Origin of the sequence: Caballeronia choica, from assembly GCF_001544535.1 — a bacterium.
In the GTDB taxonomy this organism is placed as follows: Bacteria; Pseudomonadota; Gammaproteobacteria; order Burkholderiales; family Burkholderiaceae; genus Caballeronia; species Caballeronia choica.
Genome location: NZ_FCON02000172.1, coordinates 1 through 14,808, shown reverse-complemented (window position 1 = coordinate 14,808; position 14,808 = coordinate 1). Strand labels below are relative to the sequence as shown.

Annotated in this window: 19 protein-coding genes and 2 pseudogenes; 11 read left to right on the top strand and 10 right to left on the bottom strand. The window is 59.3% G+C overall.

Annotated elements, in window-relative coordinates; genetic code table 11:
- Nucleotides 1–595: 595 nt before the first annotated feature.
- From AWB68_RS37745 to AWB68_RS37715, 7 genes and pseudogenes are all read right to left on the bottom strand, one after another.
- Nucleotides 596–1,294: pseudogene (locus tag AWB68_RS37745) on the bottom strand (IS6 family transposase).
- 7 nt (nt 1,295–1,301) lie between these two features.
- Nucleotides 1,302–2,987, bottom strand: a complete 1,686-nt coding sequence (locus tag AWB68_RS37740; RefSeq protein WP_087649319.1) for a VirB4 family type IV secretion/conjugal transfer ATPase — start codon at nt 2,985–2,987, stop codon at nt 1,302–1,304.
- Complete coding sequence (locus AWB68_RS37735; RefSeq protein WP_087649318.1) at nt 2,984–3,286, bottom strand: VirB3 family type IV secretion system protein; 303 nt, start codon at nt 3,284–3,286, stop codon at nt 2,984–2,986. The genes AWB68_RS37740 and AWB68_RS37735 overlap by 4 nt, the downstream gene beginning before the upstream one ends.
- A 4-nt stretch (nt 3,287–3,290) precedes the next feature.
- Nucleotides 3,291–3,563 carry a TrbC/VirB2 family protein gene (locus AWB68_RS37730; protein ID WP_087649317.1) on the bottom strand — a complete coding sequence of 91 codons (273 nt, stop codon included), beginning with the start codon at nt 3,561–3,563 and terminating at the stop codon, nt 3,291–3,293.
- The gene (locus AWB68_RS37725) at nt 3,547–3,738 is read right to left on the bottom strand and encodes a hypothetical protein (protein ID WP_200828900.1); all 192 of its coding nucleotides are present in this window, start codon (nt 3,736–3,738) and stop codon (nt 3,547–3,549) included. The genes AWB68_RS37730 and AWB68_RS37725 overlap by 17 nt, the downstream gene beginning before the upstream one ends.
- A 230-nt stretch (nt 3,739–3,968) precedes the next feature.
- Nucleotides 3,969–4,658, bottom strand: coding sequence for a lytic transglycosylase domain-containing protein (locus AWB68_RS37720; protein ID WP_160110139.1), 690 nt, complete (start codon nt 4,656–4,658; stop codon nt 3,969–3,971).
- Entirely contained in the window at nt 4,655–4,972 is a 318-nt protein-coding gene (locus AWB68_RS37715) for a killer protein (RefSeq protein ID WP_125483171.1), read from the bottom strand. The genes AWB68_RS37720 and AWB68_RS37715 overlap by 4 nt, the downstream gene beginning before the upstream one ends.
- 74 nt (nt 4,973–5,046) lie before the next feature.
- Here AWB68_RS37715 and AWB68_RS37710 point away from each other — a divergent pair, with 74 nt between their 5' ends.
- From AWB68_RS37710 to AWB68_RS37685, 6 genes are all read left to right on the top strand, one after another.
- Nucleotides 5,047–5,370 (top strand): H-NS histone family protein, encoded by a 324-nt coding sequence (locus tag AWB68_RS37710; protein ID WP_087649315.1) that lies wholly within the window; start codon nt 5,047–5,049, stop codon nt 5,368–5,370.
- A gap of 8 nt (nt 5,371–5,378) precedes the next feature.
- Complete coding sequence (locus AWB68_RS37705; protein WP_125483170.1) at nt 5,379–5,753, top strand: hypothetical protein; 375 nt, start codon at nt 5,379–5,381, stop codon at nt 5,751–5,753.
- Between the two features lie 298 nt (nt 5,754–6,051).
- Nucleotides 6,052–6,264: a hypothetical protein gene (locus AWB68_RS37700; RefSeq protein WP_087649313.1), complete on the top strand. Its 213-nt coding sequence runs from the start codon at nt 6,052–6,054 to the stop codon at nt 6,262–6,264.
- 76 nt (nt 6,265–6,340) lie between these two features.
- The gene (locus AWB68_RS37695; protein ID WP_087649312.1) at nt 6,341–7,144 is read left to right on the top strand and encodes a hypothetical protein; all 804 of its coding nucleotides are present in this window, start codon (nt 6,341–6,343) and stop codon (nt 7,142–7,144) included.
- Between the two features lie 360 nt (nt 7,145–7,504).
- The gene (locus AWB68_RS37690) at nt 7,505–8,185 is read left to right on the top strand and encodes a hypothetical protein (RefSeq protein ID WP_087649311.1); all 681 of its coding nucleotides are present in this window, start codon (nt 7,505–7,507) and stop codon (nt 8,183–8,185) included.
- Between the two features lie 496 nt (nt 8,186–8,681).
- On the top strand, nt 8,682–9,044 hold the full coding sequence (locus AWB68_RS37685) for a DUF6876 family protein (RefSeq protein ID WP_087649310.1): 363 nt from the start codon (nt 8,682–8,684) through the stop codon (nt 9,042–9,044).
- 58 nt (nt 9,045–9,102) lie between these two features.
- Here the strand turns inward: AWB68_RS37685 and AWB68_RS37680 are convergent, their stop codons facing one another.
- Nucleotides 9,103–9,792: a hypothetical protein gene (locus AWB68_RS37680; RefSeq protein WP_087649309.1), complete on the bottom strand. Its 690-nt coding sequence runs from the start codon at nt 9,790–9,792 to the stop codon at nt 9,103–9,105.
- Between the two features lie 362 nt (nt 9,793–10,154).
- Between AWB68_RS37680 and AWB68_RS37675 the strand changes: the two genes are divergently transcribed.
- The 5 genes from AWB68_RS37675 (at nt 10,155) to AWB68_RS37650 (ending at nt 13,216) form a co-directional block, all read left to right on the top strand.
- Nucleotides 10,155–10,967 (top strand): methyltransferase, encoded by an 813-nt coding sequence (locus AWB68_RS37675; RefSeq protein WP_087649308.1) that lies wholly within the window; start codon nt 10,155–10,157, stop codon nt 10,965–10,967.
- Nucleotides 10,968–11,491: 524 nt separating this feature from the next.
- Nucleotides 11,492–11,794: a hypothetical protein gene (locus AWB68_RS37665; protein WP_087649306.1), complete on the top strand. Its 303-nt coding sequence runs from the start codon at nt 11,492–11,494 to the stop codon at nt 11,792–11,794.
- Between the two features lie 111 nt (nt 11,795–11,905).
- Complete coding sequence (locus AWB68_RS37660) at nt 11,906–12,148, top strand: type II toxin-antitoxin system ParD family antitoxin (protein WP_087649305.1); 243 nt, start codon at nt 11,906–11,908, stop codon at nt 12,146–12,148.
- Nucleotides 12,145–12,450 (top strand): type II toxin-antitoxin system RelE/ParE family toxin, encoded by a 306-nt coding sequence (locus AWB68_RS37655; protein ID WP_087649304.1) that lies wholly within the window; start codon nt 12,145–12,147, stop codon nt 12,448–12,450. The genes AWB68_RS37660 and AWB68_RS37655 overlap by 4 nt, the downstream gene beginning before the upstream one ends.
- A 520-nt stretch (nt 12,451–12,970) precedes the next feature.
- A complete protein-coding gene (locus AWB68_RS37650; protein ID WP_087649303.1) occupies nt 12,971–13,216 on the top strand; it encodes a hypothetical protein in 246 nt (81 codons plus the stop codon).
- 76 nt (nt 13,217–13,292) lie between these two features.
- Here AWB68_RS37650 and AWB68_RS37645 read toward each other — a convergent pair whose 3' ends face one another.
- Nucleotides 13,293–13,991 carry an IS6 family transposase gene (locus tag AWB68_RS37645; protein ID WP_087649302.1) on the bottom strand — a complete coding sequence of 233 codons (699 nt, stop codon included), beginning with the start codon at nt 13,989–13,991 and terminating at the stop codon, nt 13,293–13,295.
- Nucleotides 13,992–14,085: 94 nt separating this feature from the next.
- Nucleotides 14,086–14,394, bottom strand: a pseudogene (locus tag AWB68_RS50945) (phage integrase family protein); the annotation flags it as partial.
- Nucleotides 14,395–14,808: the final 414 nt, after the last annotated feature.

Below are 14,808 nucleotides of genomic sequence, written 5' to 3'. Positions count from 1 at the left end.
CCAGACCATTCGAGCCCGTGCGCCCACTGCACGAAGCATGTCCAGAAGGTGCGGTATTCGCGCACCGAGAAATCGTGAAGCGCGCGATAGCTGTCGAAGCGCTGGCCGGTGTATGTCTGCAGCGCCGTCGTGAATGCGCTCATTTGCGACCTCGCAATGTGCGCGGAGGTGCTTTCGTAAATGGTCGCGCGTGCCGTCGCCGCGCTTGGAAGGTTCGAACGATTCATCAAGGCTCCCTCGCAATCGGCCGAACCTCCGTCGCGCCGATCAGTTGCAGATCGTTTTGTTAAGATTGTCCTATGCACCGGGCGGTTGCCTTTTTTGAGTTGGGCAGCTCGTTGTCACCTGAGGGCCATGTGAGCGTACCGTTTATTCGTTGGTTAAATCAAGGTCAAAAGGTCGCTAAAAAGTAGCCCCCTACTGTGCGCAAACGCACGATGTCCACACGGGTAAATGTGTTCTAACACCTGATCGTTATGGGGCGACCGCCCAGCTCGGCCAGCAAGGTTTCGTGGATGCGCTGCCACACGCCCGCCTGTGGTTCTGTCGCGATAAGGAAAATGAGCTGAACAAGAACCGGAATGCTGAGGAATACTTATATGACTAACGAGTAGAACTGCTCTGCAGGAGTCTGTCGGATGCCGCCGCCTTGCATCTGCCCCTTGGCGATCATATGCATAAGTTCGATGCCGCTCAACAGGATGCGCGCACATCGAAATGTCTTGAATCCCAGCATGGGTCGGGTACGGCGCTTGATCGCCCGATGGTCTTGTTCCACGATGTTGTTGAGATACTTGACCTGGCGGATCTTGATGGGCGTCTCACGCTCGGCGTTCACCGCGTGCAGCCCGGCCAGATTGGCACCACTCTTGTCGATGGTGACGGTTTCGGGTGCGCCTTTCTGATCGATGGCCTTCTAGAAGTACCGTCGAGCCGCTTCCTTATCCCGCCTGGCTCGCAGTAGAAAGTCGACGGTGTTGCCGGCCTTATCGACGGCGCGGTACAGGTATTTCCATTGCCCCTTGACTTTGACGTAGGTCTCGTCAACACGCCAGCTCTTGCCGACCGGGCGCTTGCAGCGGCGCAATGTCTTTTCAAGTACCGGCAGAAGCTTGATGGCCCATCGGTGCACAGTCGAATGATCGACCGCGATCCCGCGTTCGGCCATCATCTCCTCAAGATTGCGCAAGCTCAGCGGGTAGGCCACGTACCAGCGCACGCACGTCAGGATCACATCAAGTGGGTAATGCAGGCGTTTGAGCACGCGGGCCACGGCCGGATTCAGTGTCTTCATCAAGCTTTCAGTCGTTCATCTTGTCCCCCACATCATAGCCCACCGTCTTATTGCAACAGAACCCTTGCTCATCCTTGTGTGTCACCGGATCGCCGGCACTGAGCACGAGCTGCATGACCAGCGCCTTTAGAAACATCATGTTGGCCGGGGTGGGCTCCAACTGAAGCGGGCTGAAACCGGACGGCCGACCGTTCCGCAGCGCCAGGTACTTGCCCTTCATCGCTTCGATTGCGATTTCCATTCCCCGATCGAGATCGAAGACGACCACTGTCGGATCGAATTTCTGCGCCTGCGCCTGCAGGAAGCCGAGCAGGGTCGTCTTGCCGGCACTGGACTGCCCGCCGATGAAGGTATGCCCCAGCAGCCGCTTGTCGTTGGCGTCCTCATCCAGGCCCGAGACATGGAAATTCAGATAGAGCGGAGTCCGGCTCAGGGTTTTGAGAATGGTGACGGCCGGTCCCCACGGATTGCCGGTCGGCTTGCCGGAGAGGAAATTGTGCAGCGGGCTCAAACACAGGAAATTGAGCGACGTCACCGGCATCGGCCGCGGCCGCCATTTCCAGTTCGCCGGAAGCTGCGCCCAGAATGCAGCTTCGAGGGCAAGGTCGACCTGGCCGGGCACCACGCCGCAATCGAGCATGACGCCCTTGGCCTTGCTTAAATATCCGCGCACCTGGACCGCGCTGTCGCCATAGACCAGCAGCGTCGCATGGTGCTCGCCCATCACGAATTCGCGGGACACCAGCCCGTCGAGCGCGTCGTCGATCTCTGCGATCTGCGTCGTGCCGACATCGTCGGCATCGAGCAGCGATTGCTTGTGCCGCTGCAGGAAGCCCCGCGCGGCATGCAGCGACAGGCAGGAAAAGCTCTGCGTGAGCACGAATTCATAATCGCTTTCCAGCAGCGCATTGAGCTGGCCGGGTTCGGTCGATGCGTCGAAGTCCTTGACCTCTAACATCCCGAAGCTGACCGTCCGGTTCGTGTGCCGTTGCTCGCCAACCTCGCCCCACTTGCTGAACAGCGGGCGGTTGATGGGGAGATAGTCCGACACCCTCCCCCGCGCGACCGGCTGGGGCTGATGCTCGCCATTGACGAGAAAGCCCAGCCATTCGAGGGTCGAGGAAAAGGCATGGCCGTCGCGGTCATAGACGCCGAGCAGTTCGCCGCCGTACCGCTTGCGAAGCGTGCCGTCCAGGGTCCGGTTGATGTCCTCGAGCGTTTTGATGGCCTCGCGCTGCCGGTCTGCCTTCTCTTTTTGCGAAAGCATTTCCCGCTTTGCGAAGAACGCCAGAATGTCGTCCGAGGCCTGCCGGTAGACGACCGTGAAATACAGGTCATTGACCATCAGGTTGAAATCCGAAAACGACGCCCGGTATTTGTCGTCGAGCTTCCGGCAAAACACGTTTTCGAACCGGCTGTCCGGATATTCCACGACGCGGCGGCGATGGATATGCGTCCAGATTGAAATGTCCGCCGTGCCGATCCCGCGCAGGACGTTGTTGAGATCCCGCGTCCATTGGAAGACGTCCCGGATATCCGCGCATTCATGCGAGCGGCCGGTCAGCTTCCAGGTGGTCAGGTAATCGGCCGTGTCGGTCGCGACGATATGCGGTGTGACATGGTGCGAGTACGGCACGAACTCGCGCATGCCGACTTCCCGCTCCATGACGGCGAGGGCTTCGCTTAAGTTCATTTCCGGCCCCGGTAGTCGGTCGGACTGTAGCTCGAGCCGCCCCAGAACCGCTTGTTGCGGTTGCGGCCTTTCGTCTCGAACCACAGCCACCAGATCCCGAAGGCGCGGTCATCGTGCTTGGTGATGAGCCGCATGATCGCCAGGACCGGGAGCAGCAGCAGCCAGCACCACAGGCTGGCCCACATCGCCAGTATGGCCACGATGCAGACCGCGACCAGGAGCGGTGTCGTCGGAACGCCCAGCTTCGTCGGCACCCGTGTTGCCCCCTTGAACAGGGGGAACGGCCGGAGATCGTCCATGGCATCACCCGAAGATCATGGCCGTGATTTCGGCGGCCGAACCGGCGATCAAGATCCCGATGAACCAATGGACGAAGCTGTCCTTGTGCATCATCCGCATGGCGTAGAACAAACCACAGAGCATCAGCGCGACGGTCGCAATCGCCGGAATGAGTGTCGTCAGGTTTGCTTTGAAGAGATTCACCACGCCGGCAGCCTGGTCGAGGCCTGCGGCCTGCGCCGCGGCCGCTGCGAGCATCAGAAGCCCGAAACCTGCCCCACTACGTATCACCTTCATGGTTGGAACCCCCACTCTGCAGAAGGAACGAGCCTTCCGTCACGCCGTAGCGTTCATCCAGCCATTGCAGGAGATTGCGGGGGTCCGACCATAGGCGGACCTGGCCGCGCTGGGTCTTCAACGTGAACACCTGAAGCTCGCCCGACGCCGGGTCGGCAACTTCGAAGGTGAACATCCATGCCCTCGGACTGCGGCGGATGATCGTCACATTGACGGCCTGCCCGGCTTCAAACGCGCTATCGACGTTTTGAAGCGCAATTCCTGTTGGAGCTGGTCTCGGCATGGTGTGGGTTCTGTCGGAAAGGCTGTCAGCTTACCAGCCGGTTCAGCAGAATTCGCAGCATGCAAAACGGATGGTATCGCCAATTCCAGTGTTTAACAATCAAAACTCTAGTTTTGATTACATCAATGGAGGCGCTTCAATTCCGGCTTGTCTGCGAATGCATCGCTGTCACCTGCACTTCCAAACACGTCCGGCTCGCCCCCAGCTCTCTGGGGCGGGGCGGACCGGACGGTCGGAACCGAAGCGCGGGGTGTCGCCTGGGTTCCCTCGAGAGGAAGCAGCTCAGGCACGGGCAGAACGGTCTTCGCCACGACCTTGCGGACGTAGCCGTTTGCAATGCCGTTGCGGAAGGAGCCCGTGTTGTAGCAGGACAGCGCAGCATGCAGCGCCGGTTGCCCCTCGCCGTAGACGGCGACGGCACGGCGGTAGCAGTCGGAGAGGATGCGGGCGGAGGCCTGGAGATTGGCGCAAGGTGAGAACAATTGGGCGGCGGAAACGCCGAGCATGGCGAAATTCTTTGAATTCACCTGCCCGAGACCGACATCGATATTGAACCCGCGATCGAGAAGCGCCTGCGCCCTCACGGCGGCCTCCGCGGCGGTCTGCGGTTGTCGTGGGAGGCCCTTCGCACCGTTGATATTGATTGAGAAGGGATTGCCTACAGATTCCTGCCGGACGACCGCGGCGAGGGTTTTGATGTGGATCTCCGGCGCGCATTGCGCAGCCAGGTCCTCAAAGTTACCGTCAGCGCGCGCCTGAGTGGCGATAAGCCCAAAAAGGGCCGCTACAATGACCAGAGCAATGCGGATCATGGTGCGTCCGCTTGCGTACCGTATTTGTCGTTGACGGCTTGTTTGATGGCCGGGTCCTCCATCGTGCATTGGTTGAGGAAAATCATCCGGTCGCGCGACGTCGGTCCCAGATCCATGTGGCCGTGGTGCCAGTCGATGATGGAGAAATATTTAGCGATATAGCCCGAGCAGGCCGCCCCGCCCCCATGGCCGTTCATTTCGCCGGCCAGACAAATGACTGCACCGCAGGCATCGGTGGAGCTATTGGCTCCAGCTTGCCCGCCCGTGGCCGTTATCAGGATCAGGGCAGCAAAACCGCTTCGAATTAGCAGCATTACACGCCTCCTTTTCCGACCCTAACAACCGTCAAATTTTCATATTTGACATATAATCAGCGAGAGGACAAAGAATGTCAAGCAACGTTCCGCCGGGCAGGACGATCGACCTTGCGAAGATTGATGCGATGAGCGACGAGCAGCTGAGCGAGATCCGCGACACCATCGACGCCGAGATGAAACGGCGGGAAGCCAGGAAGACCCGGGAAGCGCGGAAGCAGATTGTCGAGCTGGCGCAGGCCCACAACATCGACCTCTCCTCCCTCTCAGGACAGAAACCGAAATACCGTGATCCCAAGAACCAGTTCAACACCTGGTCGGGACGCGGCCGGAAGCCGGAGTGGTTGCGGGCGTACCTGGCCGAAGGCCGCGACATCGAGGACTTCCGCGTTGCATAGGAGTGGCCGTGAGCAATGTCATCCCCTTTTCCCGTAAGCCCAAAGCCGGAATTCCAGATGGAATTCCAACTGGAATTCCGGGCACCATCGACGGATCGACGGCGCGGCGCTTAAAAGCGTTGTCGCGGGGCGGCTTTGCCGACGTGGTCCGACCCTTGGGCTGGATCGCGTTCCTGCTGTTGCTCTGGCTCCGCTTACCGTTGCGCTTTTTTCTGATGCTCACCGCCACATGCGGATGGGTTGCGTTGCCGCTGGTCTGCTTTGGCCTGCCGGCGGGAGATCCACGGAAGACGGTCCTGGCTCTGGCCGCGGCTGGGATCGGTTTTTCTTCCTTCGCGATCGCCTACCTCTACGACGCCATGTTGGAGCGCGTCGCGCCGTGATCTGATCTCTTCGCCGTAGTTCAGCGCCTGGGTCTAACCCCGATCGCGCCCCTGCTCTTTTCCTCTCTTCTCGAACCCGATGCGGTACCGACGAACCGGGTTAATCCTTTGGTATCCAGGTCAGCCCTGTCGAGGGGTCGTGTTTATTCACGGTCAATCTGGCCGACGCGCCACGGAAATCAAAACCCAACGGTTTTCCCCCCAGAGGGTCCCCCCATTAGGGATTTTGATTTCCGCGGCTATGCGCCGGCCGGGCGATGGTCCGTTAAACACTCAACCCCAACGAAGGAGCTAAAAAATGGATACCAACTTCAAACCCGACTTCAACGTCTACACCGTCATCGAGTACACCAAAGGCAAAGAGAAAAAAGCCAGGTGGCTGCAGATCGGGGCGGCCTGGGCGAACAAAGACGGTGAAGGGATCAACGTTCAGCTCGACGCCCTGCCGATCGACGGCAAGCTGGTCCTCCGGGTGCCGAAGGCGAAGGAAGAACCTGAAACCAAGGAGTAATCCGGGCGGCCGGGGAGCAATCCCCGGCCTCCTCTCTCCCGACCGGCTCAACCTTCAGTCAAAGAAAGTACGCACCATGACGAACGATCCCAATACCGACACCGTCCAGACCGACGAGCTCGCGGACAAATTGATCGAGCTTGGATTTTTCCCGAACGCCTTCCTGCTCAATCTGAACAGGAAACTGCAGGTTCCGAATAACAAGGCGCTGCCCGCGCCGTGGAACCTCCCTTCCCGACTGTTCCGATATCCGATCGAAATCACTGATGCCGGCGACGGCTTTACCCGCCTTGGCCTGATGCATCCACTCCTGGCCGATCATCCCTTTGTCAAGGATGTGGAAACCGCTCTGGAGGTCACGCTTCGCCCTGACGGCGCGCCGAACCCTCACGGTCATTCGCAATCGGACACCGCCTTGTGGTGGCACGCCGTCGACCTGGTCGCGGCAGGCCTTTGGCGCGAGCTGCTTGAAACCGCTGCCTATACGACACGCGAGAACATCGCCAACGCTGTCTGGTACGGTCTCCAGTACTCTCCCCACGACGGCAAGACCAATGGCCATCTCACCCCTGCCGAAGGCCGTCAGATGATGCAGGCCGTGGATAGCCCGGAGCCATCCGACCAGGCGGCAACGCTGCTGGACTTTTCCACCCCGCACGCCTGCAAACAGGATGGCGGGCGCGAAAGCTGGCCCATCAATGGCGGAAGCCGCGATGTCTTCCGCAGAGCATGGGGCATCATCATCGGCATTGAACGCGGCTGGTTCACCTATAACCGGGGCGGTTTCCTCAACTGGTCGGAAGCCGGGCGCTGCCGCTACGATGCCGGCGATAGGTCGAGCTTTATCGAGACAAGCGGTCAGTCGGCCTTCGCCTTCTAGGCTCGAATGAAGACATCCGCGGCCCTGGCAAGCAATTGCCGGGGCCATTGTTACGGATTTTCTAATATGCGTCCGGTTGCATTATGGGGAAAACAAGTCATTGCCTGAGCAAGTGCAATGAGAGATCATTTTTCAATGATTCGTGCGTCGCGGATCAGCTCAATTCAACAGGAGTTTTTGAGAGCCACAAATGGAAAACCCCTCCAGGGGAGGGGCTTCACGAAATTCGGTGATATTCAGGTCTCGACAATCTGAGTATCGCCTCACCCGAAGGGCGATGCAAGAGAAAAAGATATTCTTGCAGCGATTTTTTGCAGCCTGAATTCTGGAAAGGGTTTTCTCCAACTCATCGGAGAAATCATGTCCACGTTCAAATCCTTCGCCGGGCAAATCGCCCGGATGTCAGTCGGCTTTTATGCCAATTACTCCCCTGCCGATCAGCGCCTTGCCCTCACTTCGATCCTGCCCGAGGCCACCACATGGCCGCAGCGCTGCTTTGCCAGGCGGCCCGAGGACAAGGGCACCTTTGTCCTGCCGGTCAAGCAAACGCTCATCAAGAATGCCCGTCTCATGCCCGGCACGCGGTGCATGCTGATGTTGCTGGCCGGGTGGGCGGGCAAGGCGTACGACAACCGGCGGGACCCGGACGACAAAGACACACGCGTGGTCGCGGCGCGGTCAATCAGCACCACAAGAGGCATTATCGGCAAACATTTGGGGCGATCGGCGCGTCAGGTTGCCCGTTACCTCAACGATGCAAAGCGCGAGGGCCTTCTTGAATGGTCATACGTCGTGAACCGTCTTACGGGGATGATTACCGGGCTGAAAATCACTCTGCTGGCCAGCGAAATCTTCGGCGGCATGAAAGATCGTCAGCGTTATCTCGACGAGAAAGCCGAAAATCGCAGAAAGTCAGATGCGACAGTTAAGGCCGACACTAATCAAAAAAGATTTAAACCTTCTACTGAATGTGATGAATACGACAAGTTTATTGCCCGGATTGAGAAAGAGCACGGGTGGGATTTAAAGAAGATGGTCTGACCTTCGGGCATTACGACAACCATCGAGCCTGATTTAAGCCCTTTCAAGGAAGGGCTCGGCGGGGGTTCGTGCAGTTCATACTATTATGCCAATCGGAGAGTTTCATCGAACGGGATCATTTTCTCCCAAAAGCCTTCGCACACCTTGGCCTTGTATTCTAGCCGGGGTCCCGGGGCGGCAATGAGCGCCCGGGGGCTCTCCGCTTGCACCGCAATATCCGGTCAGGTCGCACGATCAAAGGCTGCACAACGTTCAGCACTGTCCTGTTGCCCCAGATACTTTCCGACGAGTTTTTCCAATTGCGCCATTGGCCTCCTTTCAACAGTGGCCGCCACAGCAGAGATGATGCGCGGTTATGTGCCGAAGCCTTCCTGCCGGTCAACCCCCTGCCCGCTCATTCGCTGCGCTCCCGTGTTGGGGGTATGACAGCCGTCCGGCCCCGGCCCTGGAACCGTCGCCTCCGCTGTGGGGGTCACCAACAAAAGGAGCCTCGACCATGACGACAAAAACTCTCACTAAAGAAGATCTGGCCCAGTTCACCGGTACCGAACAATGGTATCGGCATCCGCTGATGCGCAAGGTTCTTTTCACGGACGGGGTCAAGTACGTCGCCGACACTGCCGGCGCCTACTGGCTCATCGATCTGATCGCTTTCTCGCAAGTGGAACCAGCCGTGACAGCCGAGGAATTCCAGGTCTGGAAGCTGGCCGTCGCTGCGGATTGCAGCGCAGTCGTGACCTGCGAGGACGGCAATTCCAACCAGGTCATGAAGCAGAACCTGGAGTTCACCGATTTTCCTCTCGATGAAATCAGCTTCTATTTCACCGACAACGTGATCCTGCTGCCGCGCGAATACTGACCGCAGGCGCTTCCGGCCCCGCCCTCTCGGCGGGGCCGTTCTTTTGTCCTTTCCGCGACTAGATTTTGAAAGCGTCCTGAGCGTTCGGCCTCGTGTCGAGCGTTGAAATATGCGCCCGCGCCTGCTGCAGCGTCAGCTGGAGAGATCCATCGCTTTCGCGCGCAAGCGCCGTATCCAGGGCTTTGAGAATTTCGGCGGCCCGCGGCGCGTCGAGCAGGTCTCTGGTCGCGATCGCCGGATCGAGGAACGTCATCATCGCCCGCTGGCGCAGCACACGGTTCGGGTCGGCCAGCGCGCCAAGCATCACCTCCATAATCTTCGCCCTTGTTTCCGGGCGGAGTTTCGTCCGCTGCTGGTTTCGCAGCTCGTGTGCGACGAGCATGCGCAGGCGCTTGCTCGGTTCGAGATCCAGCGCGCGGCAAAGCGTGTCGACGGCCCGCCCGGCCAGCTCGCGCCCGGACGGTTCCGGATGGACGGCGCAGCTCGCCGCTCCCAGCAGGACGATTGCCCGCGCGCGCGCCGAGGGATTGTCGGATGTCACCGCGCTGTCGGCGCCATCGAGCAACCCTGGCGTGATGTAGCGGAATTCGCGGATGCCGGCAGTGATGTGATCCGCCGCCGCGGCGAACAGGTCGAAAAATGCGGGTGATTTCTTCGCACTTGAGCGCAGGAAGATGTCGACCAGGGGCGTAAGCCGGTCCCGGTCTTCCTGCGTAATCGTCAAACGGTCCTCCGGCGTGGATGCCATCCGAAATCTCCTTTTTCTTATTGCACCAGGCTTATCCAACCGCTGAGCCCATAGCAAGGCCAAACGCAATATGGGCGAATCCGGCCGATGGCCGGACTGCGCTCTAGTCGCTGGCGCTCCCCGGGCCACGGTCCCGGCCATTCGGTGACGATCGCTTTCGCAAAGTAACAGGAAGCAAGTGGGCGTTGCGACGCCCTTGGGTCAAGCTTGCGCGCCGAAGGCGGTTTAGATCCCCCCGCTGCGCGGGCCCCCCAAAATGTTCCTCCGTAACATCGCGCCCTGACCCAATTCCTTTCGCTCATAGCCGCTCCGGCCTAGTCCCGGTTGCATCACGCAACCGGTATTAACAAAGGAGAAAGGCCATGGCCAAGCTAACCAAACAACAATCAAAGGCTCACCGCGATGCGGTCACACTGCTGGAAAAAAACGTTCTGACGCTCGACGAGAAAATGTTTGTGTTCGAGAACTGGCAGGAAGGCGCAGAGCACGACAACGGCATAGCTGGCGCGTTTTTCACGCCGCTTGACTATGCCAACGACTTCAAACTTGAGGTTTGCGGGCCGAAAATCCTGGATCTCTGCGCCGGCATTGGTGTCCTCGCCTTCGCCTGGTTCCATTTCAGGCACCACGACACCCCGCCGCAGATAACATGCTTCGAAGTCAATCCGGCTTATGTGGCAATCGGGAAAAAGCTTTTGCCTGAGGCGACGTGGATCTGCGCTGACGTTTTCGACGTCTGGCGCGACCTTCCGTGTGATTTCGATACCGTCATCAGCAACCCGCCCTTCGGCCGGCTGATGACCGACCGTAAGGCCCCACGCTACACCGGCCCGGAATTCGAGCTGAAAATCGTCGATATCGCCGCCCACCTTGGCACTTTCGGCGCTTTCATCCTGCCCCAGGCCTCGACCGGGTTCCGGTATTCCGGCGCTCAGTATTACGAGCGCACCGACAGCCCGAAAGCCGCGAAATTTCTGGCCGATACCGGGCTTCAGTTTGAGGCCGGTTGTGGCATCGACACAACCGTGTTGCAGGACCAATGGAAGCAGGTCAATGTCATCACGGAAATCGCGTGCATTGAATTCCCAGACCACGCCCCGGCGCTGCAGCCCGACCCTTCCCCTCTTCCTGCTGCCACCGAACAGCTTTCACTCTTTGCTGCAGAGGAGGTCTGAAAATGAGTGAAATGTATAACGTGCTGTTTAACTTCGACACGGGTACGGCGAAAAGCTCATCGAAGCCGAGACACCGGCACAGGCCCTGACAAAGGCGCTGGCCTGCCGCCGGTATGACGTTGACGCGATTGAGCCGTTCGAGGTGGACGCAATCCATTCGATCAACATTGAAGGGTACGACGGCGAAATCCTTGAGTTCCACACGCCCCGGTTTCTGAAGGTGGTTCACGCCGATGAAATGGCAGCGCTCCTACTGGAAGCCTTTCGGCAATTCTCGCCCGGGTTGACCCCCTTGAGCCTGGATTGGAGGAACCGCGTCGTCAATGTGCTCAGAAAAACAGGGTAGCAGCATGAAGACCTACTTTGAGAGCCGGCCTGGAGAATAGGCGGAGGAAGGGGCCGCGGGGAAACCGCGCGGCCCCTTCCCTTCTGGCGGCCTGCGACCGGCGGGTTTCTACGACTTTTCGGCGCGCCTCCGGCGCGGCATTTTTCGTGCGGTAGCGGGAATGAACCCGGAGCCGACAATGGAAAACCTCAGTTTTGAAGACTTTTACGCCCAGCTCGGCATGATCCTGCGCGACGTCCCGCGCGGCACCGCGGTCTATCTCGGCAATTTCGCGGCGGCGTATTGGGACGGACACCGCCCGGTCTTCGCATTTTTGGACGAGGATGGCAGGCTCGACGAGCAATTCGACCCGGCTGATTACTTATGGGAGGACCTTACTCCGGATTTTTTCGAAGCGTCGATCACGGATCTTTCGACCGGCAGGCCGCCCGAGCTGCTTGCCTGGCTGAAGGACGCCCCGCCCTACGACGCGGGAAGTTGAGGGTCTTTTCAGAAATCGACCGGCAAATCCAACGGCGATGGGCCGTGTCTGTCGCATTTTATTTGGCAAAAGGTACCAAAATTTGGTACTTTGAAGACAAGGAGATTGTAAATGGCTAGAAATACCTCTGTTTCGCTAGGCGATCACTTTGCTGAATTTGTCGATGAAAGCGTGAAGGCGGGCCGCTACGGCACGGTGAGCGACGTTGTCCGCGCCGGTCTGCGGCTTCTCGAAGAACAGGAAACCAAGCTGGAAGCCCTGCGCGCGGCGCTGATTGAAGGCGAGCGCTCCGGCCCGTCAACTCCGTTTGATTTCGACGCCTTTATCGCGCGGAAAAAGTCCGGCGTCGAATGACCCGGTTGCTCCTTTCCCCCGCTGCGCTGGCCGATCTCGACGACATCTGGCGCTACACCGTTCACACCTGGGGCGTCCGGCAAGCGGAGCGTTACGTGGAAACCATCCGCGACACCGCTCTAGGCCTCGCGGCCGGCACTCAGATAAGCCGCTCGGCCGCAGAAATCCGCCCCGGCTACCGGAAGGCGATTGCCGGAATGCACCTGCTTTTCTTCAAGATCGAGCATGACGGCACTGTCAATGTGATCCGCATCCTGCATCAGCAGATGGATGTCGAGCAGCACTTGCGGGACGACAACTGACCGCGAAACTCGAAACTCCCCGACCTGGCCCAGACGGTCCGGGCAAATGAAGCGATTACCAGTAATCTCCCTGCAATGCGCCGGTTTGCGCGAAATTGCTTCACATGAAACAAAGTTATGGCTAATGGCCCCTCCCCGGCTTGCCCCTTCTGGCCAGGCCCGCGCGCTGATCCATGGCTTCGGGTTCATCGAAGACCTGCCCGCAGACCCCGGTTTTTTCATCGCCTGTGGCCTTGTTCGGTCCTTCTGCAGTTGGCCTAGCTGAATTCTCCCCCAACGCATCCAGCGGCCTTTAAATCGCAAAATCTCCAGGTCGGTTGAATTTCGTCCGGCACCCCTCCCCTTTTCATGTCGGCTCAACTAGGCATCCGTTTAAGTCGATGCCACCCCGCCAAACAACAAGCTCGGCCCGCTCCATTCGCTGCGCTCCCGTGTTGGCTGTTTCCCCTTCGGGTGTTTTTCGGTTTGTCCCCGCCTATGCACTCAGCTACGTTGAACCCACTTGAAAAGGAGAAATACCATGTCAAACGAAAGCAAGAACCCGCCCGTCGCAAAATTCCGCGATCAAGGCGTCACAGTGTCCGTATGGGAGCGGACCACCGATAAGGGAACGTTCTACAGCGTAACGACCGAGTGCAGCTACAAGTCCGGCGAAGAATGGAAAAAAACCGACTTCGTGCAGGACAATCAGATCCAAACCCTTCGCAAGCTCCTGGATCTGGCGCACACCGATATCCTCTTCCGCCAGGGCAAACTGCCCGAGTAAGACGAAGGGGGCCGCAAGGCGGTTCTGTCGCGATAAGGAAAATGAGCTGAACAAGAACCGGAATGCTGAGGAATACTTATATGACTAACGAGTAGAACTGCTCTGCAGGAGTCTGTCGGATGCCGCCGCCTTGCATCTGCCCCTTGGCGATCATATGCATAAGTTCGATGCCGCTCAACAGGATGCGCGCACATCGAAATGTCTTGAATCCCAGCATGGGTCGGGTACGGCGCTTGATCGCCCGATGGTCTTGTTCCACGATGTTGTTGAGATACTTGACCTGGCGGATCTTGATGGGCGTCTCACGCTCGGCGTTCACCGCGTGCAGCCCGGCCAGATTGGCACCACTCTTGTCGATGGTGACGGTTTCGGGTGCGCCATTCTGATCGATGGCCTTCTGGAAGTACCGTCGAGCCGCTTCCTTATCCCGCCTGGCTCGCAGTAGAAAGTCGACGGTGTTGCCGGCCTTATCGACGGCGCGGTACAGGTATTTCCATTGCCCCTTGACTTTGACGTAGGTCTCGTCAACACGCCAGCTCTTGCCGACCGGGCGCTTGCAGCGGCGCAATGTCTTTTCAAGTACCGGCAGAAGCTTGATGGCCCATCGGTGCACAGTCGAATGATCGACCGCGATCCCGCGTTCGGCCATCATCTCCTCAAGATTGCGCAAGCTCAGCGGGTAGGCCACGTACCAGCGCACGCACGTCAGGATCACATCAAGTGGGTAATGCAGGCGTTTGAGCACGCGGGCCACGGCCGGATTCAGTGTCTTCATCAAGCTTTCAGTCGTTCATCTTGTCCCCCACATCATAGCCCACCGTCTTATTGCAACAGAACCCTGACGGGCGCCCTCCTCGTCTTCCACCGGGTCAGCGCCTGGCGCAGTGCAGCGTTCGTCGAGCGCCTTGCGAACCCTGCGCCCACAACCGCGCAGGGAGCGCCCGATGCACCTGGACCGACGATTCTCGCGTCACGGTCGCCGGCTCATGCCATCCGACCAGGGTCCGCGCGCGCAAGGCGCCAATGCGCGGCACCGAGCGCCACCAACTGCCGCCCCGCGCATTGCAATAGTCGATCAGCGCGCCGAGCGTGCCGATCCCCTCCCCGCTCAGACGTTGCGCAATCAGCGGTCGGAACCACAGGTGCACCGGGTGCGTCAGGATGGGGACCGCAGCCGCTGTTGAGGGAAGCCGTTAAACAGGCTGGGAGACCGGCGCACGAGAGGGGTATCGTCTCCCTAACGACGAGACCAGGAGCCGCCATGCGATGCACGATCGTTCTTGAGTTCGATAATGGCGATGGGAGTGTGGTGAAGAGGGTTGAGGTCATGCGACTTCACAGGGCGACCGAAAACCAGACGCCCGGGGATCAGACAGGGGCGTGTCAGACCGTTCAGCGAGTGCGAGCAGACCGCTGGCCAGGTTTTGAAGGCGTCTTCGACTGCTGCGCGACCTGCGCGATTGCCTGATCCAGATCGGCTCGCGTGAATGCGCGCGGATTCTTAGTGCCGGGCAAGGGTTTGGGTTTGCGTACCGCCGCACCACGATTCGTACGTGACGGCGAGCCCGAGGTCCGGCGGTTGTCGCGCTGTG

Coding starts and splice junctions, on each gene's coding strand:
- AWB68_RS37740 (WP_087649319.1), bottom strand. CDS start 2,987: ATGAACTTAAGCGAAGCCCTCGCCGTCATGGAGCGGGAAGTCGGCATG.
- AWB68_RS37735 (WP_087649318.1), bottom strand. CDS start 3,286: ATGGACGATCTCCGGCCGTTCCCCCTGTTCAAGGGGGCAACACGGGTG.
- AWB68_RS37730 (WP_087649317.1), bottom strand. CDS start 3,563: ATGAAGGTGATACGTAGTGGGGCAGGTTTCGGGCTTCTGATGCTCGCA.
- AWB68_RS37725 (WP_200828900.1), bottom strand. CDS start 3,738: ATGTTCACCTTCGAAGTTGCCGACCCGGCGTCGGGCGAGCTTCAGGTG.
- AWB68_RS37720 (WP_160110139.1), bottom strand. CDS start 4,658: ATGATCCGCATTGCTCTGGTCATTGTAGCGGCCCTTTTTGGGCTTATC.
- AWB68_RS37715 (WP_125483171.1), bottom strand. CDS start 4,972: ATGCTGCTAATTCGAAGCGGTTTTGCTGCCCTGATCCTGATAACGGCC.
- AWB68_RS37710 (WP_087649315.1), top strand. CDS start 5,047: ATGTCAAGCAACGTTCCGCCGGGCAGGACGATCGACCTTGCGAAGATT.
- AWB68_RS37700 (WP_087649313.1), top strand. CDS start 6,052: ATGGATACCAACTTCAAACCCGACTTCAACGTCTACACCGTCATCGAG.
- AWB68_RS37695 (WP_087649312.1), top strand. CDS start 6,341: ATGACGAACGATCCCAATACCGACACCGTCCAGACCGACGAGCTCGCG.
- AWB68_RS37690 (WP_087649311.1), top strand. CDS start 7,505: ATGTCCACGTTCAAATCCTTCGCCGGGCAAATCGCCCGGATGTCAGTC.
- AWB68_RS37685 (WP_087649310.1), top strand. CDS start 8,682: ATGACGACAAAAACTCTCACTAAAGAAGATCTGGCCCAGTTCACCGGT.
- AWB68_RS37680 (WP_087649309.1), bottom strand. CDS start 9,792: ATGGCATCCACGCCGGAGGACCGTTTGACGATTACGCAGGAAGACCGG.
- AWB68_RS37675 (WP_087649308.1), top strand. CDS start 10,155: ATGGCCAAGCTAACCAAACAACAATCAAAGGCTCACCGCGATGCGGTC.
- AWB68_RS37665 (WP_087649306.1), top strand. CDS start 11,492: ATGGAAAACCTCAGTTTTGAAGACTTTTACGCCCAGCTCGGCATGATC.
- AWB68_RS37660 (WP_087649305.1), top strand. CDS start 11,906: ATGGCTAGAAATACCTCTGTTTCGCTAGGCGATCACTTTGCTGAATTT.
- AWB68_RS37655 (WP_087649304.1), top strand. CDS start 12,145: ATGACCCGGTTGCTCCTTTCCCCCGCTGCGCTGGCCGATCTCGACGAC.
- AWB68_RS37650 (WP_087649303.1), top strand. CDS start 12,971: ATGTCAAACGAAAGCAAGAACCCGCCCGTCGCAAAATTCCGCGATCAA.
- AWB68_RS37645 (WP_087649302.1), bottom strand. CDS start 13,991: ATGAAGACACTGAATCCGGCCGTGGCCCGCGTGCTCAAACGCCTGCAT.